This is a genomic window from Gammaproteobacteria bacterium (assembly GCA_016705365.1).
Taxonomy (GTDB): Bacteria; Pseudomonadota; Gammaproteobacteria; order Pseudomonadales; family UBA5518; genus UBA5518.
The window spans coordinates 391,713-413,590 of the sequence record JADIYI010000002.1; the positions used below are offsets into that span (position 1 = coordinate 391,713).

The window sequence follows — 21,878 nt, forward strand, 5'->3', positions numbered from 1 at the left end:
TGAAAGCTCATGCGATATATCCGTCAGCAAAACCAAAAAGCTGAACCTGTGAATTGGAAGCATTTCGATGCATCCAAGAGCATCACTCCCGATTCAATCGTTACGAACCGCTGGACTCAGGTCAGTGCGACAGAATGTGTTACGTCCAGCCCCAGGGGATCTTTGTCCAGGATCTCTTGGGCAACAACGGTTTCGTGATAACTGCTGCTGCCAAGCGTATGCTGCAACTGCTTGGCCCATTTGAGAAATGGCGTGGTACGTGCGTCTACTGTCGCGCCGAGCCCGCCGTGTAGTTGGGTGGCCAACTGGGTAGCTTCCACGCAGGCGTAGCCAACAAAGGCCTTGGCGGTAGCTACCGCCTCGCGGCTGGGTATATCGTTGTCGATGAGCCAAGCCGCGTAGTACGCCATGTACTCACCCATGGAGGTTTTGGTCCAGGCCGTGGCAAGGTAATTCTGGATCGCCTGGAAGGCACCTATGGGTTGTCCATACTGGATCCGCTCTTGTGAATAATTGATGGCCATATCGAGTGCCCGCTCGGCAAGGCCGGTCATATAGCCACAGAGTATCGCGGTGGCCGCCTGAAGCACCGGATTCAGCACCGACCATGCCTGGTCGACCTCACCTACTACACTACTGGCCTCGACACGCACATTATCCAGGGTGACTTTGGCTTGAGGCTGCAGAGCCATGATCCTCAGGGTCTCGTAATGAATGCCCGCGGCTTTGGCATCCAGCAGGAACATGGTCAGGCCGAACTCCGGATCCTCGCTGTCGCTGGTACGAGCCACGACCAGGATCTGCTCAGCTTGTTCGGCAAATTCCACGAAATGTTTGCTGCCATTCAATACATAGCCGGTGCCGTCCACGCGGGCTGTGCTCTTGACGGTTGCCGCATTGGGCCTCGCGCTCGCCTCGGACAAGGCAAAGGACACCAGTCGTTCACCGGAAATAATGGCGGGCAGGACGTCCCTCTTCTGCTCATCACTGCCGCCTTCGAGAACCGCTCGGCCGCTTAACAGAACAGTGGACAGAAAGGGCGTAGACAATGCCACACGGCCCATTTCGCGCATCAAAAGTGTGGCATCAAGGTTGGATAGGTTCAGGCCCTCATACTCCTCGGGGTAGACGATACCGGTCCACCCCATCTCCACCATTTTCGACCAGATATGGCCGGGATAACCCTCTGGCAACAATTCCCATTGGCGTACTTTATCCAGAGGGCAGGCTTTCTCGAGAAAACCCCGGGCGCTGTCCATGAGCATCCGCTGCTCTTCAGAAAATTCAAGGTTCATAGACTCAAAGCCTTTTACCAAGATGTATCAGTTGGACCAACGGGGCAAACCGAGACCCTGCTGGGCAATAATTTTCCGGTTGAGGTCCAGTCCACCTGCCCCGGACAGCTCGTGTCCGGCCCAGCAGTACTCGGCGGCCCACAAGCCGTCGATGGGTGCACCGGGGCAGTCCTCCGTCATCAGGCCGTAGTTGCGCATGATGTCAATTGCCAGGTCCGCTTTCGGCCAACTTTGCATTGCCCGCCAACTCTTGGATGCCGCCGCTTCCACAGTGGGAACGTAATTCTTGTGCATTGTTCGCGAGCCTGCGATCAGCTGCATCATTTTGCCACCGACCATGTCCAGATGTTGGCGCGCCAGCTTCTGCCGGATAACCGGGTCGTCCACCAGACGCTCACCATCAATTTCGGCACTGCGCACCCACTGCACAAAGCGATCGAAGGGCCCGGAAACCCCCTTGAAGTTGATCATGGTAAAGCGTTCGCGACTCAGCGCTTCCATCAGGTGAGACCAGCCCTGCCCTTCTTCACCGACCAGATTTTCCCTGGGAACCCGAACCTCTTCCATGATGACCTCGCAGGTCTCGATGCCGTTCATCATCGCGAAAGGAATGATGGTAATACCGGGTGAGTCTGTCTTGATGAGCATTATGCTCAAGCCCTTGTGGCGCCTGGAGCCTTTCTCGGTACGTACCAGCGACCAAAGGTAGTCAGAAGTATCAGCACAGGTGATAAAACGTTTGGTGCCGTTTACCACGTATTCATCACCCTCCGGAATCGCGGTAGATCTGATGCTGGCGATATCGTTACCCGAGTCCGGCTCGCTGTAGCTGATCGCAAAACGAATATCCGCGTTGAGAATTCGCGGAATAAAGCGCTGCTTCAGGGTCTCGGAAGCGATGTTCAGCAGCGTATTGCCAATAATCGATACCAGATAGGTGATGGTGAGTGATATTCCTGCCGCACGACCATGATGCAATTCGTCAAGCAGTATGTACTCGGTCATGGGGACATTGTTTTCACCGCGTCCGCCATACTTTTTGGGATAGGCAGCGCCCAGCCAGCCCTTGGCCGCAATTTTCCGTACGACTTCCATCTCCAATTCGATATGAGACGAGTGAATCTCTTCAACCCCTTTGATAATGTCGGGAATCTCATCCTTGACGAACTGGCGCACTGACATGCGGAAGTCCTGTTCTTCCGGGGTGAAGCGGAAATCCATCACTGTCTCCTGCATCCAAATGTGAGGCTCTCAAACAATCAGGTGTTGCAAAGCCTGGCTCCGGGAGCAAGGAAATTCGTCAACAGCCTGCCGCTGTTCAAATGTATCACTTTCAATTGATTTAGTACAAGCTACCTGTCTATATCGAGCATGGCGTTCCTGATGACAGGCCAATGCTTGACTGCGATGGCGCCCCATTCCATTATGCCCCCGCGAACCGGGCTCGCTCGTGACAAGCGCGGACTTTGCAAGACCGGCGCTCGATCTCTCCATTCATCACACTTTGGAAATCCTGATCATGAATCTACTCGCACGCAACGCAACACTGCTGCTCCTGCTACTCTGCGCCACCGCAAGCGCGGTCGCGGATGAATATTCCGACACCGTGGAAATTTTCAAGGGCGCTGGCGAGAGTTCGAAGTTCTTCAACCACGCCTACGCCTACGCGCTGTTCCCGACCATTGGCAAAGGCGGAATAGGAATCGGCGGTGCGCGCGGCAAGGGGCGGGTCTATGTCGGTGGCCGGCATGTCGGAAACACCACCATGACCCAGCTCACGGTTGGATTGCAGCTCGGCGGCCAGGCCTTCAGCCAGGTGATCTTCTTCGAGGACAAGCGGGCGCTGGATGAATTCACCAGCGGCAATTTCGAGTTCGGCGCGCAAGCCACGGCGGTGGCAATCACCGCGGCAGCTTCGGCCTCCACCAGTACCTCCGGCAGCTCGGCCGGCGCGAGTGGTGGCAAGAAGGACGCCACCACGGTTGCGCCAGGTTACTACAAGGGCATGGCAACCTTCACGGTCGCCAAGGGCGGCCTGATGTACGAAGCAAGCGTGGGCGGGCAAAAATTCAGCTACGAGGCAATCTGAGCGCCATCACCGCGATTCCCGGTATCGAAGCATGGCTCGATGCCGGGAATGGCTTTGAGGAATATGGCGGCACCGATTGCCTGCGGCGCGCGGAAAACTGCATGGCGTTATGCAAATCGATGGCGCAATCGGGTGGGGTGACCGACGGGAATCGAACCCGCGACATCAGGAGCCACAATCCTGTGCTCTACCAACTGAGCTACGGCCACCACTGAAAAACCGACTTGGCGTGATTGGTCGGGGTAGAGGGATTCGAACCCCCGACATCCTGCTCCCAAAGCAGGCGCGCTACCAGACTGCGCTATACCCCGATGCATCCCCTCACGGGAGCGGGATATTAAAGGCGGCTCCTGACAGCGTCAATCGCAACGGCGGTGAATTTCGCGCGTCTTTGCCCAAATTGCAGCGGGATGCCAGAATACGCCGCCGTTCACGGATCCCAGAGCCTCCCACATGCCAGCCATAGTTCTTGATGGAAAGACCCTTTCGCAGCAGACCGAAGCGGAACTCGCCAAGCGCGTCGCCGCGATCCACGACCGCAGTGGCGGTCTGACTCCGATTCTCGCCACTATCCTGGTCGGCGACGACCCTGCTTCCGCCACCTATGTGCGGATGAAACAAAACGCCTGCAAGCGCGTCGGCATGGAGTCGCTCGCGGTCGAGATGTCCTCTGCCACCACCACCGCTGAACTGCTGGCGAAAATCGCGGAGCTCAATGCCAATCCGCGCTGCCATGGCATCCTCCTGCAACACCCGGTACCCTCGCAGATCGATGAGCGTGCCTGCTTCGACGCCATTGCGCTGGACAAGGATGTCGATGGGGTGACCTGTCTCGGCTTTGGCCGCATGGCCATGGGTGAGCACGCCTGGGGATCGGCGACACCGGCCGGCATCATGCGCCTGCTGGCAGCCTACGAGATAGCGCTGAGCGGACGCCATGCGGTCGTGGTCGGGCGCAGTCCGATTCTCGGCAAACCGATGGCCTTGATGCTGCTCAACGCGCACTGCACCGTGACCATCTGCCATTCACGCACGCGCGATCTGTCCGCGCTGGTGCGCCAGGCCGATATCGTGGTCGGCGCGGTCGGCAAACCGGAGTTCATCCGCGCCGACTGGATCAAGGACGGAGCCATCGTGGTGGATGCCGGATATCACCCTGGAGGGATCGGCGATATCGAGCTCGCGCCGCTCGCACAACGCGTTGCCGCGTACACGCCGGTACCGGGCGGAGTCGGACCGATGACGATCAATACGCTGATATTCCAGACCGTGCAGGCCGCGGAGCACACGCTGGGCTGAGCGCGTTCATGTCCGCATGCTGCACGCCGCCGCCGCGACCGGCGAGCTCCGGCCGTGGCGAGCAAATCATTCGCTCAGCGTAGCTGGATTTGCCCGCTCACCGTGACCGTCAGCGTCGCGGTCCCCGCCTCCACCGCTACCGGCGGCGCGGCGTCCGCTTTCATCGCCATCATTTCCATGCCACGCACACGAGGCTGGTAGGGTCGCGGCGCACTGCCCACCGCAAGCTCCACCACCTCGTAACGGCTCGATCCCATTGCCCCGGCGATCAATTGCGCCCGCGCGGCAAATGCCTTCAGTGCCTGCGTGGTCAGTTCGTTCTCGACCCGCTTGCGGGTATCGCGCGTCGGCATGAACTCCATCGAGCGTACCTGCAATTTCTGCTGCAGCTCGGTGACCAGCGCCGTGACCTCGCCGAAATCCTCACCCTCGAGCTGCAACTGCTGAATCGCGCGCCAGCCCACGATGCGCGTCGATGCGTATTCGGGTTGTGTCGTGTATTCACCGGTCTCGGCACGCACCGCGGGATGTTTTTTCGCAGCATCCAGCGCCCAGCGCATATCCGCGTTGACCAGCGCGGGAAGCGCGCCGGCATCACGCGAGTCGTGCTCCACCGCCAACAGCACGCGCATCTGGTCATTGGGCACCTCGGCCACTGCCTCGGCATCGAGACGCACAAGGTTGTAGTCCAGTCCATGCTCGGTGTCCGCACGCACAGCCAGCGCAAACATCCCCAGCAGCAGCAACCATACCGGCACCATAAAACGCGACATCATGAACCCCCGTCAATTGCGCATCGAACGCGCATATCCTACTCCATCGAGCCGCTACCCCGAGCTGCCGAACGCGCTCCACAAATCCGAGCCACCCAGCAGGATGGCCACCAGCGCCTCGAGCCCTTCGCGGTCCTCGGCCTGGAAACGATCCTGCTGCGGGCTGTCGAGATCGAGCACCCCGAGCACCTGTCCCTGCCACAGCATCGGCACCACCAACTCCGAGCGAGAAGCCGCATTGCAGGCGATATGACCGGGAAAGGCGTGCACATCCGGTACGAGGATGCTTTCCCCGATCTCGGCCGCGGTGCCGCATACACCCTCTCCCCAGGCAATGCGCGTACAGGCTGGCATTCCCTGGAATGGACCGAGCACCAGTTCGCCATCACGCGCGAAATAAAATCCCGCCCAGTTCAGGCCCTCGACCTCACTCATCAGCAAGGCACTGCAATTGGCGCAGTTGGCGATGAAATCCTGTTCATCCTCGATCAGAGCGGCGAATTGGTGACCCATTCTGTCGTACAGATCGTTCATGTGCGAACCCCGGAATTGCCGCCAAACAGAATTGTGCACAATTGCGGCATCACCACAGAAAATACATGAACAGCCAGGACGCCACCACGGGAATGGTGCCAACCATGACCAGCAAAGTTGCCATCAATCGATTCCAAAATGGTGTGGCAAGCGATTCAATCATGCGCCACACCAACCAGCCACTCCAGCTCACTCCGAGGGCAAGTAGTACGATACGCGCACCCGGCACCCAGTTCATATTCAGGTGCTCAGCCGTGAGCATGCTGACTGTCAGCCCGGACAAACCAAGGAATACGCTGACCCCGGCCAATGGTGTAAGACCGTAGGCCAGCCGCCACATGGCGCCCTGAGCGCCCAGCAGCCATTGCGCCAACCATAACATGGCCAGGATGGCACCTCCCAAAACCAGTGTCGTCGCACCGATATAAGCCAGGATGCACAGGCCATCCAGCCAGCTGAAGACATCATTGACCTCCGGGTAATGAGTAAGCAGCCACCAGGGGGCGTTGTCCTGCAGCAGCACGAAGGCATTTTGATTGATCAACCAGGCCGCCAGCAGTTGTTTCAGCGCAATGAACCAGGGCGAGGCGGACCATTGAAAGGCCCCGATTGCAATACCGAGCACGCCAAATACCAGTGTCGCCACTTCCCAGCGTGTCACTTCATGCGCTGGCAGCGTCAGCAATTCCTGGTTGGGAGACCGAAGACCGAGAGTGACGGCATCGCGGTGGCCGCTGCAGCGACCACACATATGGCAGGCGCTATTGCCGGTCATCTTGCGGATATTGATCAAGGGGGCGCAGTCGACCGCCGCGATCCGATGCGGGGCCGCACGCCAAGCGTCACGATCCACATGCAGATGAATGGGTGCCAGGCGCGACAGAATGGCGAAAACACCATTGGCCGGACACAGATGCCGGCACCAGACGCGTTTGCCGCGGCCGTAGATAAAGCCGACGATCATCGCCGCCACCGTCGAGCCGCCCAATACCAGCAATGCGGCCTTCGGATATTCGTAGACGCTGACCAGCTGCCCGTAGATCGTGGTCATGGCAAAGGCCACGAACGGCCAGCCGGACCAGCGCATCCAGCGCGGAATCGCACGTCCCAGGCCACGCCGACTCGCCCATTCCGTCAGCGCACCTTCCGGACAGAACACCCCGCACCAGACCCGTCCCAACAGCATCATGCTGAGCATGACGAAGGGCCACCAGATACCCCAGAAAATAAATTGGGCGAACAGGATAAGGTTTTCGTAAAAGTGGACGTATTCCGTCGGTAGCGGCAGAAACGCCGGGTAGATCAGCAGGCTGAAATAAAACAGCACGACGAGCCACTGTATACCCTGGATGACAGCGCGATGCCGTGCCATGGCATCGCCCAGTGCTGCGAGCAGCGTCCGCAACGATGTCGTGCCCAGTTGTTCAGCGATCTCATTCATGGTAGCGGAGGACTTGCGCAAGCATCCCGCCGAACGACGGACGTCCGGCGCAGCATGACAACGATCATGATCCAGTAGGCGGCGTCGACCAACAGCAGCAACAAGGCCGGACGCGCTCGATAACCGGTAAGAGAAGCCACCAGGCCGCCAAATCGCGTACTGTCGTCCAGGAGAAATGTGCTGTCCCATGCCGGATCGACCAGGGGCGGCAACCAACCCATACCGATCATGCGATCGATGCCGTCGACCAATAATGCGCTCGCGAGCAGCAACAAGACGATCTCGCTGAAACGAAAAAACACCTTCCACGAGAGGAAGCGACTGCTGCGCGACAGCAACCAGAATGTCAGCAGGGCCAGAGCGAAACCCAGCAGCGCGTCAGCCGCAAACTGTATCTGGTCCATGCCGCTCCGGGCCATTCCCGCACCGTAGAGGAACACTACCGTCTCCGCACCCTCACGCCCTACCGCCAGTGCCGCCAGCGTTGCCATGGCCCACCAGTTCGCCTCCTCCGTGGCGCGTTCCATGCCAGACTCGAGCTCACGCTTGAGAGTGCGACCGTGCTGGCGCATCCATAGCACCATTTGCACAATCAGGGCTGCCGCCGCCAGAATGATGCCAATCTGGAAATAATCCAGCGTCACACCGGCCAGCTCACTCTGCATCTTGAACATGATGCCCGCCAGCCCCAGCGCCAGACCGAGACCGGCCAGCACACCGCCCCAGAGGAACCGCCGTCCCTGCGCGGCTTCCTCGCGTCCACGCAACCAGGCATACAGAATGCCGATCACCAGCATCGCCTCGACACTCTCGCGCCAGACGATGAAAACAACATTACCCATAGTGATCACTGCGTTACTTGACGATGATCTGCCCTTGGGCAGTATCAGGATGAAATTCACCAAAGAACGAATAGGTACCCGGTTTCAGCGGCGCAAACACCACCGCGCGTGTTACCCCGGGTGCCAGCACGGTTTCCTTGCGCAGTTCCCTGCTCTCGAATTCCTCCGGTCCGGGACCGTGATTGGTAATCACGAGCTTGAACCGTGTCTGCGCCGGTACCTCGATGATCTCTGGATCAAAATGACCGTTCTCGATGTTCAGCGAGAAGGCCAATAAATCCCCGGCTCGGCATGCGCCACCCGCGCATAGGCCGACTATCGACAGCAACAGCACACACAGGCGGTTGCGACGTCGATTCATTGTTCCACTACGCATGCCTTCCGCTCATGTTCATACCACCGCTCCCGGAACCCGGATCATTTCGCTGCCTCTGATCGACGTCTCAGAAGCTCAACTGCGCCCGCACGCCCAAGGCCTTGACGTCGGAGGCCGCGTCGTCGCCTCCCGGGTTGCGAACATACAGCAGGTTGGGGGACAGTTCGAACTGGCTATTCAGTCGATACCGGTAATAGAGTTCTGCCACCTGCTCGCTGCCTTGGGCACGATAACCATAATCGGCGGTGCCATCGGCATCGACATCGAGGGTGAGCGACTCCTGCCGAAAATCATCCGCGATCCACAGCCAGCCCAACGCCGCACCCAGGGCATCCGCACCTCTTCCCCAGTAGCTGCCACCAAACTCGGCACCAATGCTCAGGGTCTGGTCAAACGTCGCTTCGCCCTCGGCCTGGTAGCCATATCGGCCAAACACCGTCGTATAGTCCGCCACCTGCTGATTCAGGCTCAAACCGACACCGCTGTGCGCCGTGATCCTGCCATCAAAATCGGTACCGCGGCCATTGCGCCAGGCATAGAGCCGATAATTGCCCGCCAGTCCGCTGAAGAACCGCTGTTCGGTCTCCGCCTGCAGGATCACGAAGGGTGAATTCAGCGAGTCATCGTAACTCGCACCGTTGCCGGAGCCGAACACCCCCAGCGAGACTGCGTACTGCTGCGGTTTGTAGAAGTCATCGACATAGGCCAGCCGCAGACCGGGCGTAAAACCGAACTCGTCCACGCCCACGTCGCCGCCCACATCCAGCAGCGGGTTGTGCACAAAGGCCTGGTTGACAAAGCCGCGAGTCTCATCGTCGGCGATCGCATTCTGATCGAAGAACACGAAGGGATCTATCTTGCCGAAGTTGAACTCGATATGGCGGCGCGACAAGCCGGGGTTGCCACCCAGGGGCAGCGGCACATCGAGCTGATACCAGGCTTGCGCCAGCAGTACCGTGCTGTCCGATGATTCCGAGCCGGGACGCTGGAAGCTGCTGGCATTGACCGAAGAAAAGGCACTGCCCGGATTTTCCAGCCCCAGGCCCTGGCCCATCCGGAAGTGGGTGAAGATAAATCCTTCGGCATTGCCCAGACTGCCCGCCGGCAGACTGACCGTGGCATCGGCACGGTAATTGAGCTCTCTGTCCTTGTCATCAGACGGGGAACCCGAGAGACCCTGCGCCATCTGCGTGAATCCCATCCCGGCACTGATACCCTGCAGACTCTCAACGGTACGGGCCGCCTGCCGGTAGCTGTTGGCCTGCGCTTCCACCGCCTTCAGGCGTGCTGCGATTTCCGGCTCCTCGGCGCTGATATAGGATTCATGCAGGGAGCGCTGCAGTTCGGCCTTTTCTGCCTCCAGCTTTTCGATTCGCTGTTCCATATCCGCCAGCCTGCGCAGGATCTCCGCATCCGTATCCGTTGCGGCCAGCACGATTGAGGCGGTGCCCACGGAAATAGCCATAAACATCCCTATCTGCGCCCTGCGGCGTACCAGTGCAGCATGCCTCGCCATGTTCAGTACCCGCCGCGCTTGCCGATCCCGGCAAATATGAAGTCATACTCCACGCTGAAGGTCTCGAACCAGGGACGCACACCGGTCAAGCGATCGGTATGGCGGCCAAAATGCTTGCCACCAGGATTTTCAGGCGCATTGGGCGGATAGATAGTGTATTTGACATGGTATTTGCCGGGCCCCATCAACTTGACGTTGTCGCCATAGTGCGGCCCGTCGTTGGCCACCATGGGCATGAAATCCCCGCTGACCGGATTGGCGTCCCCCTCCTTCGTTACTTCATATTTGACGTGCAGGTAGGGAATCCAATCGCCTTCCGCAAAACCGTTGGCATTGATATCCAGCGCGCGGATGTCAGCCTCCATATGGACATCCGACTGCTCCGCAGGCCGCATCATGCCTTCCGGTTCCATACGCACCGGCTGCAGATAGACCGCGGCGATTTCCATGCCGTAACGCTGTTCGGGCACACCGATGGGATATTCGGCTGCCATTGCGGGTGGCACGATCAGCAACAGACACACTGTCAGATTCGCGACAGTACGCGGAAATAATGTCATCGATAGCTCCAGATTGGTAATGCGAACGATTCGCATTACAAATTGAAGCTGCCTCTGTTGTCAATATATTTCGAATCGAAATTTTGGGTATCCGGAGCACCTGCTTGCTGTCAGCGCTGTCGTTACGATCAGCCAGGATCGTTCTGTTTGCCTCGAAAAACGCAACTGTTGACTATCGCCTGTTATTTCCGTACCAATGAACCTGTGGAAATATCAACGGCAGTACGGGGTCTTGGCACGCGCTCCCAGGAGACTCGGCTGGAAGCGTTCCGGCGCCTGGTTCGTCAAGGGCAACAGAGGCTTTCTGCTGGTGAGAGCGCAAGACAACCGGGTATACCTGCCCGAGCAAACGAATCCTGAGGCACCCTATGCAACCGCTGATTTATCACAACCCTGGCTGTGGCACATCGCGCAATACGCTGGCAATGATCAAAGCCTCGGGTGAAACGCCTGAAGTCATCGAATATCTCAAGACTCCGCCCAGTCGTGAGCGATTGGTAGCGTTGCTTGCGATGATGCAGATCACGCCGCGCGAACTCCTTCGGCGCAAGGAGACGCCTTACGCCGAGTTGGGGCTCGACGATCCCGCCCTGAGCGATGATCAATTGATCGACGCGATGATGGCGCATCCGATCCTGATAAATCGCCCCATCGTCGTGACCGACAACGGGGCTCGTCTATGCCGGCCTTCGGAGCGTGTACTGGATCTCCTCGAACGTCCCGTCGAACACTTCAGCAAGGAACGGTAGCTGTGGCAGCTCATGCAGGCTTGCAAAACCTGCCGCCTGGTGGCTTTACCTCACCCGGTCACGCTCAGCGCTTGATTGGAAAGGGCTGCCCCTCCTCTGTCGATACATTGGCGAACATCTCCGCCGCACCCGCGCCACAGGCAAACACCATCCGCATCGCGACTTCGATGCGCACCTGCGGTAGTAGCTGCACGCATTCGCCGGGCAGGTGATACACGAAGCCCTGGGTCGGCAGTGGTGCGGTCGGCACATAGACCGTGAACCCGCCGCCGGCATGGCGCGCGGTAACGATTGCGATCTGGGCCGCGGGGGCTTGTGCACCGTACAACCGCACCAGCGCCACTTCGCCACGCAGCGCATTGCGATCCCCGGTGCCGAGCAACTGCACCACGGTATCGCGCACCATGCGATAACCTGGTGCGATCCGCCCCAGCCAGGTTTCGAAATGCTCATGCAGCAGCGCGCCGAAGCGCGTGCGCACCACCAGTCCGGTCACGAAGCACGCGGCCACCAATGCGGCAACCGTGATCAGGAACAGTAACGGGGCCGCGGCACCGATATGATCCGCCAGCAGGCCGGTGAGTGGTTCGGCAAGTGAGCGTAACAATCCGACCAGCCAGCGCACCAGGGCCACAAACAGAAGCAGCGGCAGGATCACTGCCAGCCCACCCAGCAGCGTGGTGAAAAGCAACGAACGTAAGCGGCTCATGAGGGTCTCCCGCAGCAGCGATCGGAAATGCAGTTTACTCAACTGCGGACGGGTTCGTTAAACTGTAACCGGACTCGGCACCCTGCTCGTGGCGCAATCATGAAGCGACTTGTACTCCTGTGTGACGGAACCTGGCTCGGTGGCGACGGCGCACGCAGCGGCAATGTGGTGCAGCTCGCGCGCGCAATCCTGGCGCGATCCGCCGAGGGAATCGAACAAATCACGTTCTACCATGAGGGTCAGGGCAATGGCGCCGCCCTGCAAGGCCTCGGCGCGGGGGCGCTCGGCGATGGCATCAACCGCGATATCCAGTGCCTGTACCGCTTCCTGGTTCACAACTACAGCAAGGGAGACGAGTTGTTCCTGTTCGGTTTCAGCCGCGGCGCGTACCTCGTGCGCAGCCTGGTCGGGATGCTGCGCAATGCCTGGCTGCTGCGCAAGGAGCACGAGGCACTTGTTCCCCGGGCCTATCATGTCTACCGCACCAAGTGGCACGCCGATGCCGACAACGCGCTGCGATTCCGCGAAGCTCACTCGCGCGCGGTCCGGGTGCGCTTTCTCGGCGTCTGGGATACGGTTGGCGCGCTCGGCATCCCGCTCGATCTGTTCGCGGGCTTCGATGCCGATCGCTACAACTTCCACGACACCACGCTCAGCCGCATCGTCGAGCATGCCTGTCACGCACTGGCGATCGACGAGCGACGCAAGCCCTTTGCGCCCACACTGTGGAACACCCGCAGCGACCGGACCCGCACGGAGCAGGCCTGGTTCAGCGGCTCGCACCTCGATATCGGCGGCGGGCATCACGAGGCGGGGCTCTCGCATCCCAGTCTGCGCTGGATGGCGGAGCAGGCGCGGCAATCGGGCCTGGCCGTGGACCACGAGCTGATCGAGCGGATCAGCGCGCAGCGTCGCGAGGCAGTGGTGCACTCCGCAATATCCCCGGCGATGCGCCTGTTCGGAACCGCGGACCGCCCGATCGGCACCGGCAATGCCGACGAGACCCTGCACAGCAGCGCCGAACAGCGTTATTTGCGTGACAAGCGCTATCGACCGCGCAATCTCGTACAGTACCTGGAGCGCGACGAGCAGATCCGTCTGCCACTCTGAAACCCACCTGACAAGCAGGAGAGGACCCTCATGCCAAGCATTTTCACCCGTATCATCGACGGCGAATTCCCCGGACATTTTGTCTGGAAGGATGAACAGGCGGTCGCATTCATGACCATCCAGCCGGTGCGCGAGGGCCACCTCATGGTCATTCCGCGAGCCGAGATCGATCATTGGGACGATTTGCCGGAAGCCCTGGCCGCGCATCTGATGGTGGTGTCGCAACGTATCGCACGCGCGTTGAAAGACGTGTTTCCGTGCCGGCGCATCGGCATGATGATCGCGGGCCTGGAAGTAGCGCACACCCATCTGCACCTGGTACCGATCGATGATCTGGGCGATCTGTCGTTCGCCAGGGCACGCTCGGCGGATGCGCCGCGCCTGGCCGATGAAGCGACCAGGATTCGCGCCGCGCTGCGTGCCCACGGGCACAGCGAAGCGGATTTCTAGCCCGGACTGGTCATGAACTCACCCCCGCAGACACCGATATGGCCTAAAACACGTGATGGCACCCGCGTCGTCGCGTGCCTCCCAATTGCATCAGGCGCTGTCTAGCGCGATGCCAATCGCACGCCACGCCGCCAACTTGCGTGCCCGCGTCCATGACGCATTGGCCGGGCTGCTGGAAGGCAATCGCTGGTAACAAAGCCCGGGGCGAGCCGCGTCAACGTGTACCCGAAGAATGCGCCGGTAAAGCGCTTCCGCCGCGGCACCATTGAAAAACACCTGCCCGATCGAAGGATATTGCTGCAACAGCCGCGGCAGATCGTTCGGTTCCACTGATGCGCGTTCGATCGCGCTGTCGAGGCTGCCGCTGCGCCGGCAGCGGTGCACCACATCCCACAACGCAATTCGCCGGCGGATCAGCAGCCTTGCCCGTGCCGGCATCCCGGATGGAAACTCGCAGTCCAGAACCTCCCCGAGCAGGGACCAGAACGCATTGGCCGGATGCGCGTAATAGCTCTGTTGCGCGAGCGATGCCGCACCTGGCATAGAGCCCAGGATCAGGATGCGCGCACCCTGCCCGGCGATCGGTGCCAGCCCCGTCAACAACACGCCCGGGCCCTATGCCGCATCCGTGCTTCCCGGGTACACCGGCGCACGCCGCATCAGCAGTGGCAGCCTGAACCGGCACGATTCGGTCTCGATGCAGCGCGCGGCGCGAAACGGAAACAGCTCGGCGACGCGCGCGCCGTGAAATTCCACGTACACCTGGTCCAGCAACTCGGCAAGCCCGGCCGCATCCGCCAGACCAAGCGCCAACCCGGCCTCGGCAAATCCTTCGGCCTTGAAGCGTTGCGCGGGGGGCGCGTCGTCACCATTTTTCAGCTGCCCGAGAATGGCGCGCAGACGCGCCACCAACTCCTCGCGCCAGCGTTCGCTCAGGGGTTCGGCTCGTTCTGTCATCGCGCCCTCCTGATTTTGACTCCGGGCGGTTTGCCACCCGCGCCAGGTGTATTTGCCGTTTGCCGCTGCGCTGCGCTACGCGAACCCAGAAACGGTGACAGCGCGGCACCGGTATGCGAACTCCGGCTCCGGCGTGCCAGACGCTCGGGCGTTCCCTCGGCAACCACCCGCCCGCCGGCATCCCCTCCTTCCGGCCCCAGGTCGATCACCCAGTCGGCCTCGGCGAGCACATCGAGATTGTGCTCGATCACCAGTACCGTCGATCCCCCATCGACCAGTCGATGCAGCACTTCGAGCAGCTTTTCCACATCCGCCATGTGCAGACCCACGGTCGGTTCATCGAGCAGGTAGAGAGATTGCCCGCCACCACGCATGCTCCCGTCGCTCTTGACCCGAGCCAGTTCGGTGACCAGCTTGATGCGTTGTGCCTCGCCGCCGCTCAGGGTGGGACTGGGCTGCCCGAGCCGCAGATAGCCCAGGCCGACATCGATCAGCAGTTGCAGCGGGCGCTGTATCGCGGCGTGCGAAACAAAGAATTCAGCGGCATCGCTGACACTCATCGCCAGTACATCGCTGATGCGTTTCCCGCGATAGCACACTTTCAGCGTCTCCTCATCGAAACGCGCGCCACCACACTGCTCGCACACCACGCTTACATCGGGCAGGAAGCTCATCTCGATGCGCTGCATGCCCTGCCCTTCGCAGCCCTCGCAGCGCCCGCCCGCCGTGTTGAAGGAAAACCGTCCGGCGCCGAATCCGCGCAGACGTCCCTCGGGCGTCGCGGCATAGAGCTTGCGAATCGCATCCCAGATCCCGACATAGGTTGCGGGGCACGACCGGGGCGTCTTGCCGATCGGTGTCTGATCGACTTCCAGCACCCGGGTGATGGTTTCCCAGCCCTCGATGCCGGTGCATGCCATCCATTGCGTGCGGTGCTTCTTGCGCTGCGCGCGCCCGGCGATCCGTTCGCGCAGATTCGGCTCCAGCACCTCGCGCATCAGCGTGCTCTTGCCGCTGCCGCTCACCCCGCTCAGGCACACCAGCCGCGCCAGCGGAATCGAAACATCCAGCCCGCGCAGGTTATGCAGCTTCGCGCCGCGCACCGTGAGCATCGCACCATCGGCGGGCACCGCGCGCCGGACACCGCGCATGGGATGCGGCAGCGGATCGCGCAGGCAACGCGCGGTAACCGACTGCGGGTTGCGCAACACCTGCGCAACACTGCCGCAGGCGACCACTTCGCCACCGAGGCGACCGGCACCCGGGCCCAGATCGACCAGGAAATCCGCGCGCCGGATGGTGTCCTCGTCATGCTCGACCACCACCACGGTATTGCCCTTGGCGCGCAGCCGCTCGAGCGTATCGAGCAGCATGCGGTTGTCTCTCGGGTGCAGGCCGATGGTGGGTTCGTCGAGGATGTAGCACGCCCCGCGCAGATTGGAGCCGAGTTGCGCGGCGAGGCGGATGCGTTGCGCCTCGCCACCGCTCAGGCTCGGCGCCGAGCGCTGCAGGCCGAGATAGCCGAGACCGACTTCGCGCAGGAAGCCGAGCCGCGCGCACAGTTCGGGCAGGATGTCACGGGCGATCTCGCGTTCGCGCCCGGCGAGCTTGAGAGTCCCGAAGCACTGCTCGGCCTCGAGCACCGTCAACGTACTGAAATCGGCGATGCCGCGATCCCACAACCGCACCGCCAGTGCCTCCGGCTTCAGGCGCTGTCCCGCGCATTGCGGGCATTCACTCTCGTTCCCCTGCCACCAGGCATTCCACAACTGCTCTTCACCGCTCTGCCCGGCATCGAAACCCTCCATGCGCAGACCGGTGCCAAAGCAGCCGCCGCACCAGCCATGCACCGAATTATAGGAGAACAGCCGCGGATCGAGCTCGGCAAAGCTTCGCTGGCAACGCGGGCAGGCGCGCCGCGTGGAATAGCCGTGCTGCACGCCCTGCGCGCGCCCCTCGATGCCGAGCGCGGTGACCATGCCATTGCCGGCCGCGAGCGCCACCGCCAGCGCCTCGCGCAGCACGCCCGCCGAACGCGCCCGCACATCGATCGTTGCCAGCGGCAGCTCGATCGTGTGTTCGCGGTAGCGATCGAGTCGCGGCCACGGCTCGACCGGCAGCATCTCGCCGTCGACCCGCAACCGCTCGTGTCCCTGCCTCGCGGCCCATTTCGCCAGCTCGGTGTAATAACCCTTGCGCGCCATGATCAGGGGTGCCAGCAACTGCACGCGGGTGCCGCGAAAGTCGCGCATCAAGCGCTCGTGGATGACCTCCACCGGCTGCGCATCGATCGGGATCGTGCAATCCGGACAATATTGCACCCCGAGCTTCACGAACAACAGGCGCAGAAAATGATGGATCTCGGTCATGGTCGAGACCGTGCTCTTGCGTCCGCCGCGACTGGTGCGCTGCTCCACCGCAACCGCCGGCGGGATGCCGCGGATGGAATCGACATCGGGGCGTGCCGCCGGTTGCACGAACTGGCGCGCATAGGCATTCAGCGATTCGAGATAGCGACGCTGTCCTTCCGCGAACAGGATATCGAACGCCACGGTGCTCTTGCCGCTGCCGCTGATGCCGGTGATCACCGTGAACGCATCGCGCGGAATGGAGAGATCCAGGTCTTTCAGATTGTGTTCGCGCGCACGATGAATATCGATGCAGTTGCGCACAGCCGCCCGCTTTTGCGGTCTGTCCATTACCCTCATGCGCTTGCCGCGATCACGGCGATAGGTCTTCAGCGCCACGCCCGTGTGACTGCCCGGTTCACGCACGATGGCATCCGGGGTACCGCAGAACACCAGCTCGCCACCCGCCTCACCGCCCTCGGGGCCGAGATCGATCAACCAGTCCGCACAGTCGATCACGTCGAGGTTGTGCTCGATCACCAGCAGCGAGTGACCCGAATCGAGCAGGGTGTCGAAGGCCCCGAGCAGCCGCGATATATCCTCGAAATGCAGGCCCGTGGTCGGTTCGTCGAACACCAGCAGAGTGTGCCCGGCGCGGCTGGCATTCGATTTGGCGAGATGCCCGGCGAGCTTCAGCCGCTGGGCCTCGCCGCCGCTGAGTGTCGGCACGGGTTGCCCCAGCGCGAGATAATCGAGACCGACCTGCGCCAGCGGCGCGAGCCCGGCCAGCACCGCGTGCTCCGCCGCGAAACACGCGATCGCCTGGGCAACGGTGAGTTCCAGCACTTCGGCAATCGAGTGGCCGTTCGCGAGTCTGACCTCCAGCACTTCGGCACGAAAGCGCCGCCCGTCACACTCCGGACAACGCAGGTACACATCGCTCAGGAATTGCATCTCGACGTGTTCGAAACCACTGCCGTTGCAGACCGGACAGCGGCCATCCCCGGCATTGAAGCTGAAGGTTCCCGGGGTGTAGCCGCGCTCGCGTGCCAGCGGCGCGGCACAGAACAGCTGGCGTATCGCACCCCAGGCACCGACGTAGCTGGCCGGGTTGGAGCGCGCGCTCTTGCCGATCGGCGCCTGGTCCACCAGCACCACATCCGTCAAGTACTCCATGCCGCGCAGCACATCATGGCGCCCGGGGGCATCACCGGGTTTGCCGAGCGCCTGGCGCGCCGCGTTGACCAGCACATCGCCGACCAGTGTCGATTTGCCGGAGCCGCTGATCCCGGTCACGCACACCAGTTGCCGGAGCGGAATGCGTACATCGATGGCCTTGAGATTGTGTTCGCTGACACCGTGCAGTTCCAGCGCTGCGCCATCCTCGTCGGGTGGTCGCGGCACGCGTGCGATACGGCGCTCGCCCCGCAGCCAGGCGGCGGTCAACGAGCCCGGCGCATCGTGGATCGCGGAGGCCTCGCCGAAAAACACCAGCTCCCCGCCGGCATGCCCCGGGCCGGGGCCCATATCGAGAATCCGGTCGGCGGCCAGCATCAGCTGCGGGTCGTGCTCGACCACCAGCAGCGAATTCCCGGCATCACGCAGACGGCGCAGCACCGACACCACCTTCGACACGTCACGCGGATGCAATCCGATGCTCGGCTCGTCGAGCACGAACAGGGTATTCACCAGCGAGGTGCCGAGCGCCGTGGTCAGGTTGATCCGCTGCACCTCGCCACCGCTCAGCGTGCGCGACTGGCGATCCAGCGCCAGGTACCCGACCCCTACCTCGACCAGGAAACGCAGCCGCGAACGGATCTCGGTCAGCACCATCGAGCTGGCTTCGTCGAACCCCGCGGGCAAGCGGATGGCGGCAAAAAATGCTTCCACCCGCTCGATCGGCAGGGCACCAAGCGCGGGGAAATTCCGCCCGGTTCCGGCGTCATCGGCCGCGCTCTCCAGGCGCCACAGCAACGCATCGGGCTTGAGCCGCGCACCGTGGCAGTCGCTGCACCTATCGTAGCTGCGGTATTTCGCCAACAGCACCCGGATATGCATCCGGTAACTCTTCGATTCGAGCCAGGCGAAGAAGCGTCGCACCCCGTACCAGACACCGGTGTCGATCTCGCCTTCGCCCTCGATCACCCATGCGCGCTGCTCCGGGCTCATATCCTGCCAGGGCACATCGAGCCTGATCCTGCGCTGGCGCGCATAACGCTCCAGGTCGTGCTGGCATTCGCTGAAACTCTCGGTCTGCCAGGGCTTGACCGCGCCCTCGCGCAGGGTGCGTGCCGGATCCGGTATCACCAGGCGGTAATCGATACCGATGGTGCGCCCGAATCCACGGCAGGTCTCGCAGGCGCCGATCGGAGAATTGAAGGAAAACGTGTTTGGCGTGGGTTCCTGGTAGGCGATATCGCACCCGGCGCAGTGCAATCCGCTGGAGAAGCGCAACTCGCGCGCCGCATCATCTCCGTCCTGCAATTGTACCGTCAGCTTGCCCCGCCCCAGCCGGAACGCGGTCTCGAGACTCTCGCCGAGGCGCGAGCGGTTTGCCTCCCGCAGCCGCAAGCGGTCCTGGATCACCATCAGCGCATCGCCAAGGACGCTGACCCTGGTATAACCCTGCGCCTGCAACAGCTGCGTGAGCTCCTCCGCGCTCATCCCGGGCAGCAGCTCCACGGCAAAGCTGATCAGCGCAACCGGCTCCGAGCCTGCCTCGCGCATCAGCGTCTCCGCCACGCTGTCGGCGCTGTCGCGCTTCACCAGCTGATCGCACCGGCGGCAGTGAAGGTGCGCGGCCCGCGCGAACAACAGCTTCAGATAATCGTTGAGCTCGGTCATGGTGCCGACTGTCGAGCGCGAGGTGCGCACCGGGTTGGTCTGGTCGATCGCGATCGCCGGCGGAATGCCGCGTATCGCGTCGACCTGGGGCTTGTCCATGCGCTCGAGAAACTGCCGCGCATAGGGCGAGAAGGTCTCGACATAGCGGCGCTGACCTTCCGCGTAAATGGTGTCGAAAGCCAGCGAGGACTTGCCCGAGCCGCTGACGCCTGTCACCACCAGTAACTCGCCGAGCGGCAGACGCAGGGTGAGGTTCTTCAGGTTGTTCTGCCGCGCGCCCTCGATGACGATGCTGTCTTCCACGCTGATCCATCCGCTGTCCGGTGCCCGCAGGGTGCCGGCACGCGATTGGCAGGCATCTTGCCGAGCGCTACCCGGCAATGCAACACGGCCCCACAGCAGGGCAAAATTGACCGGAATCAACGATTGTCCGGTCCGTGCTTCAAGCCGCGCGTTGCAGGCCTTATGTTGCAGGCTGCCTGGAAAGCGGGGAACGAACATGGCGCCAGGAAAGAAGCGTGTCGCGATCATGGGCGCGGCGGGCCGCGACTTTCATAATTTCCTGTGCGTATTTCGCGATGAACCGCAGGTCGAGGTAGTGGCGTTTACCGCGGCGCAGATCCCCGGTATCGCCTCGCGCCGCTTCCCGGCATCGCTGGCAGGACCGCTCTACCCCGAAGGGATCGCCATCATCGACGAGCAGTTTCTCGAGCAACTGATCTGCGAACGCGCCATCGATGAAGTGGTCTTTTCCTACAGCGACATCAGTCATCTCGATACCATGCACGCCGCCTCCCGGGTGCTGGCGAGCGGTGCGAATTTCACCTTTCTCGGACCGCGCAACACGATGCTCCACGCCCAGCGACCGGTGCTGGCGGTATCCGCGGTGCGCACCGGTTGCGGCAAATCGCAGGTGGCGCGCTGGCTGGTCGGGCAGCTCGGGGAACTCGGCCTCGGCTGCGCGGTGATCCGCCACCCGATGCCCTACGGTGATCTCGAGGCACAACGGGTGCAGCGCTTCGCCACCCGCGCGGATCTCGATCTGGCGCATTGCACTATCGAGGAGCGCGAGGAGTACGAGCCCCATATCGAGCGCGGTGCCATCGTCTACGCGGGTGTCGATTATGCCGCGATACTTGCCCTTGCCCAGCGGGAATGCGCGGTCATCGTATGGGATGGCGGCAACAACGATTTCCCGTTCCTGCGGCCCGACCTGCACATCGTGCTGCTCGATCCGATGCGTGCCGGTCACGAACGGACTTATCATCCCGGCGAGGCGGTGCTGCGCATGGCCGACATCACATTGATCGCCAAGGCCGATACCGCGAACGCCGCACAGCTTGCGCAGCTCAACGACAGCGTGCTCCGCATGAACCCCGCGGCAACGATCGTTCGCGGCGCCTCTCCGGTCACGCTCGAGCAGGCGCACCGCTTGCGCGGCCACCGCGTGCTGGTGGTCGAGGACGGGCCGACCATAACCCATGGCGGCATGCCCCACGGGGCCGGCTGGCGTGCCGCGATCAGCGCCGGTGCGATCGTGATCGACCCGCGTCCATGGGCCGGTCCCGAACTGCAGGCAGTCTACGAGCGCTACCCGCACATCGGATCGGTATTGCCGGCGCTTGGCTACTACGATGCCCAGTTGCAGGAACTTGGCGCGACGATCGAGCGTTGCGACGCCGAGTTCGTGGTGAGCGGCACGCCGATCGACCTCGCGTCATTGCTGAAGGTGCGCAAGCCCGTGCTACGGGCGCGTTACGAGTACGCGGAGCTGGAACAGCCGGGGCTGGGCGGCTTGCTCAGGGATTTCCTGCGCGAGCGCGGACTGCTGCCCGGCTGACAGGGCGCGAGCGGCTGGCGCGGATCGAGCGCCGCATCCAGGGCATCGAGGCCTACGTCACCTCGCGCCGTTTCGATCTGGATCGCGAATTCGGCAAGCTCTGGGGGCACCCGCACCGGGTCGGGCGAGGATTCGCCGACCCGCCT

Annotated in this window: 19 protein-coding genes and 2 tRNA genes; 6 read left to right on the forward strand and 15 right to left on the reverse strand. The window is 62.1% G+C overall.

Features of this window, described 5'->3' with window-relative positions:
* Positions 1-116: 116 nt before the first annotated feature.
* Positions 117-1,295 (reverse strand): acyl-CoA/acyl-ACP dehydrogenase, encoded by a 1,179-nt coding sequence (locus IPF49_01955; GenBank protein ID MBK6286410.1) that lies wholly within the window; start codon positions 1,293-1,295, stop codon positions 117-119.
* 27 nt (positions 1,296-1,322) lie between these two features.
* Positions 1,323-2,516, reverse strand: coding sequence for an acyl-CoA dehydrogenase family protein (locus IPF49_01960; protein MBK6286411.1), 1,194 nt, complete (start codon positions 2,514-2,516; stop codon positions 1,323-1,325).
* Between the two features lie 298 nt (positions 2,517-2,814).
* Between IPF49_01960 and IPF49_01965 the strand changes: the two genes are divergently transcribed.
* On the forward strand, positions 2,815-3,384 hold the full coding sequence (locus IPF49_01965) for a hypothetical protein (GenBank protein ID MBK6286412.1): 570 nt from the start codon (positions 2,815-2,817) through the stop codon (positions 3,382-3,384).
* Between the two features lie 133 nt (positions 3,385-3,517).
* On the opposite strand, the gene IPF49_01970 is transcribed toward IPF49_01965, so the two are convergent.
* Positions 3,518-3,593: transfer RNA gene (locus tag IPF49_01970), tRNA-His, on the reverse strand.
* Positions 3,594-3,618: 25 nt separating this feature from the next.
* A tRNA-Pro gene (locus IPF49_01975) sits at positions 3,619-3,695 on the reverse strand.
* Between the two features lie 142 nt (positions 3,696-3,837).
* On the opposite strand from IPF49_01975, the gene folD reads away from it, so the two are divergent.
* Entirely contained in the window at positions 3,838-4,683 is an 846-nt protein-coding gene (gene folD / locus IPF49_01980; protein ID MBK6286413.1) for a bifunctional methylenetetrahydrofolate dehydrogenase/methenyltetrahydrofolate cyclohydrolase FolD, read from the forward strand.
* 74 nt (positions 4,684-4,757) lie between these two features.
* Here the strand turns inward: folD and IPF49_01985 are convergent, their stop codons facing one another.
* From IPF49_01985 to IPF49_02015, 7 genes are all read right to left on the reverse strand, one after another.
* Complete coding sequence (locus tag IPF49_01985; GenBank protein MBK6286414.1) at positions 4,758-5,459, reverse strand: SIMPL domain-containing protein; 702 nt, start codon at positions 5,457-5,459, stop codon at positions 4,758-4,760.
* Positions 5,460-5,510: 51 nt separating this feature from the next.
* Positions 5,511-5,990 (reverse strand): GAF domain-containing protein, encoded by a 480-nt coding sequence (locus IPF49_01990; GenBank protein ID MBK6286415.1) that lies wholly within the window; start codon positions 5,988-5,990, stop codon positions 5,511-5,513.
* A 49-nt stretch (positions 5,991-6,039) separates the two neighbouring features.
* Positions 6,040-7,431, reverse strand: a complete 1,392-nt coding sequence (locus IPF49_01995; GenBank protein ID MBK6286416.1) for a 4Fe-4S binding protein — start codon at positions 7,429-7,431, stop codon at positions 6,040-6,042.
* Positions 7,428-8,273, reverse strand: a complete 846-nt coding sequence (locus IPF49_02000; GenBank protein ID MBK6286417.1) for an FTR1 family protein — start codon at positions 8,271-8,273, stop codon at positions 7,428-7,430. Before IPF49_02000 ends, IPF49_01995 begins: the two co-directional genes overlap by 4 nt.
* 13 nt (positions 8,274-8,286) lie before the next feature.
* Positions 8,287-8,634 carry a cupredoxin domain-containing protein gene (locus IPF49_02005; GenBank protein ID MBK6286418.1) on the reverse strand — a complete coding sequence of 116 codons (348 nt, stop codon included), beginning with the start codon at positions 8,632-8,634 and terminating at the stop codon, positions 8,287-8,289.
* 82 nt (positions 8,635-8,716) lie between these two features.
* Positions 8,717-10,114 (reverse strand): carbohydrate porin, encoded by a 1,398-nt coding sequence (locus IPF49_02010; protein MBK6286419.1) that lies wholly within the window; start codon positions 10,112-10,114, stop codon positions 8,717-8,719.
* Positions 10,115-10,167: 53 nt separating this feature from the next.
* On the reverse strand, positions 10,168-10,725 hold the full coding sequence (locus IPF49_02015; protein MBK6286420.1) for an iron transporter: 558 nt from the start codon (positions 10,723-10,725) through the stop codon (positions 10,168-10,170).
* A 368-nt stretch (positions 10,726-11,093) separates the two neighbouring features.
* On the opposite strand from IPF49_02015, the gene arsC reads away from it, so the two are divergent.
* Positions 11,094-11,474 (forward strand): arsenate reductase (glutaredoxin), encoded by a 381-nt coding sequence (gene arsC, locus IPF49_02020; protein MBK6286421.1) that lies wholly within the window; start codon positions 11,094-11,096, stop codon positions 11,472-11,474.
* 64 nt (positions 11,475-11,538) lie between these two features.
* On the opposite strand, the gene IPF49_02025 is transcribed toward arsC, so the two are convergent.
* On the reverse strand, positions 11,539-12,183 hold the full coding sequence (locus tag IPF49_02025; protein MBK6286422.1) for a DUF502 domain-containing protein: 645 nt from the start codon (positions 12,181-12,183) through the stop codon (positions 11,539-11,541).
* A gap of 99 nt (positions 12,184-12,282) precedes the next feature.
* On the opposite strand from IPF49_02025, the gene IPF49_02030 reads away from it, so the two are divergent.
* Together IPF49_02030 and IPF49_02035 are read left to right on the forward strand one after the other, a co-directional pair.
* On the forward strand, positions 12,283-13,293 hold the full coding sequence (locus tag IPF49_02030) for a DUF2235 domain-containing protein (protein MBK6286423.1): 1,011 nt from the start codon (positions 12,283-12,285) through the stop codon (positions 13,291-13,293).
* A gap of 30 nt (positions 13,294-13,323) precedes the next feature.
* The gene (locus tag IPF49_02035; protein ID MBK6286424.1) at positions 13,324-13,743 is read left to right on the forward strand and encodes an HIT family protein; all 420 of its coding nucleotides are present in this window, start codon (positions 13,324-13,326) and stop codon (positions 13,741-13,743) included.
* 90 nt (positions 13,744-13,833) lie between these two features.
* Here IPF49_02035 and IPF49_02040 read toward each other — a convergent pair whose 3' ends face one another.
* From IPF49_02040 to uvrA, 3 genes are read right to left on the reverse strand one after another with little or no spacing between them, the layout of a single operon-like run.
* Entirely contained in the window at positions 13,834-14,349 is a 516-nt protein-coding gene (locus IPF49_02040) for a DNA-deoxyinosine glycosylase (protein MBK6286425.1), read from the reverse strand.
* Between the two features lie 9 nt (positions 14,350-14,358).
* Complete coding sequence (locus tag IPF49_02045) at positions 14,359-14,700, reverse strand: hypothetical protein (GenBank protein ID MBK6286426.1); 342 nt, start codon at positions 14,698-14,700, stop codon at positions 14,359-14,361.
* Positions 14,697-20,393, reverse strand: a complete 5,697-nt coding sequence (gene uvrA, locus IPF49_02050) for an excinuclease ABC subunit UvrA (protein ID MBK6286427.1) — start codon at positions 20,391-20,393, stop codon at positions 14,697-14,699. Before uvrA ends, IPF49_02045 begins: the two co-directional genes overlap by 4 nt.
* Here uvrA and IPF49_02055 point away from each other — a divergent pair.
* Complete coding sequence (locus IPF49_02055) at positions 20,392-21,732, forward strand: GTPase (protein ID MBK6286428.1); 1,341 nt, start codon at positions 20,392-20,394, stop codon at positions 21,730-21,732. The two genes, uvrA and IPF49_02055, sit on opposite strands and share 2 nt — an antisense overlap.
* The last annotated feature ends 146 nt before the right edge of the window (positions 21,733-21,878 follow it).

What these genes read in the sequence shown, in the direction of transcription:
- IPF49_02000 (MBK6286417.1), bottom strand. Translation starts at nt 8,273, where the DNA reads ATGGGTAATGTTGTTTTCATCGTCTGGCGCGAGAGTGTCGAGGCGATG.
- IPF49_02055 (MBK6286428.1), top strand. Translation starts at nt 20,392, where the DNA reads ATGGCGCCAGGAAAGAAGCGTGTCGCGATCATGGGCGCGGCGGGCCGC.
- IPF49_02005 (MBK6286418.1), bottom strand. Translation starts at nt 8,634, where the DNA reads ATGAATCGACGTCGCAACCGCCTGTGTGTGCTGTTGCTGTCGATAGTC.
- IPF49_02045 (MBK6286426.1), bottom strand. Translation starts at nt 14,700, where the DNA reads ATGACAGAACGAGCCGAACCCCTGAGCGAACGCTGGCGCGAGGAGTTG.
- folD (MBK6286413.1), top strand. Translation starts at nt 3,838, where the DNA reads ATGCCAGCCATAGTTCTTGATGGAAAGACCCTTTCGCAGCAGACCGAA.
- IPF49_02030 (MBK6286423.1), top strand. Translation starts at nt 12,283, where the DNA reads ATGAAGCGACTTGTACTCCTGTGTGACGGAACCTGGCTCGGTGGCGAC.
- arsC (MBK6286421.1), top strand. Translation starts at nt 11,094, where the DNA reads ATGCAACCGCTGATTTATCACAACCCTGGCTGTGGCACATCGCGCAAT.
- IPF49_01965 (MBK6286412.1), top strand. Translation starts at nt 2,815, where the DNA reads ATGAATCTACTCGCACGCAACGCAACACTGCTGCTCCTGCTACTCTGC.
- IPF49_02025 (MBK6286422.1), bottom strand. Translation starts at nt 12,183, where the DNA reads ATGAGCCGCTTACGTTCGTTGCTTTTCACCACGCTGCTGGGTGGGCTG.
- IPF49_02015 (MBK6286420.1), bottom strand. Translation starts at nt 10,725, where the DNA reads ATGACATTATTTCCGCGTACTGTCGCGAATCTGACAGTGTGTCTGTTG.
- IPF49_01955 (MBK6286410.1), bottom strand. Translation starts at nt 1,295, where the DNA reads ATGAACCTTGAATTTTCTGAAGAGCAGCGGATGCTCATGGACAGCGCC.
- IPF49_01995 (MBK6286416.1), bottom strand. Translation starts at nt 7,431, where the DNA reads ATGAATGAGATCGCTGAACAACTGGGCACGACATCGTTGCGGACGCTG.
- IPF49_02035 (MBK6286424.1), top strand. Translation starts at nt 13,324, where the DNA reads ATGCCAAGCATTTTCACCCGTATCATCGACGGCGAATTCCCCGGACAT.
- IPF49_01960 (MBK6286411.1), bottom strand. Translation starts at nt 2,516, where the DNA reads ATGGATTTCCGCTTCACCCCGGAAGAACAGGACTTCCGCATGTCAGTG.
- IPF49_02010 (MBK6286419.1), bottom strand. Translation starts at nt 10,114, where the DNA reads ATGGCTATTTCCGTGGGCACCGCCTCAATCGTGCTGGCCGCAACGGAT.
- uvrA (MBK6286427.1), bottom strand. Translation starts at nt 20,393, where the DNA reads ATGTTCGTTCCCCGCTTTCCAGGCAGCCTGCAACATAAGGCCTGCAAC.
- IPF49_01985 (MBK6286414.1), bottom strand. Translation starts at nt 5,459, where the DNA reads ATGATGTCGCGTTTTATGGTGCCGGTATGGTTGCTGCTGCTGGGGATG.
- IPF49_01990 (MBK6286415.1), bottom strand. Translation starts at nt 5,990, where the DNA reads ATGAACGATCTGTACGACAGAATGGGTCACCAATTCGCCGCTCTGATC.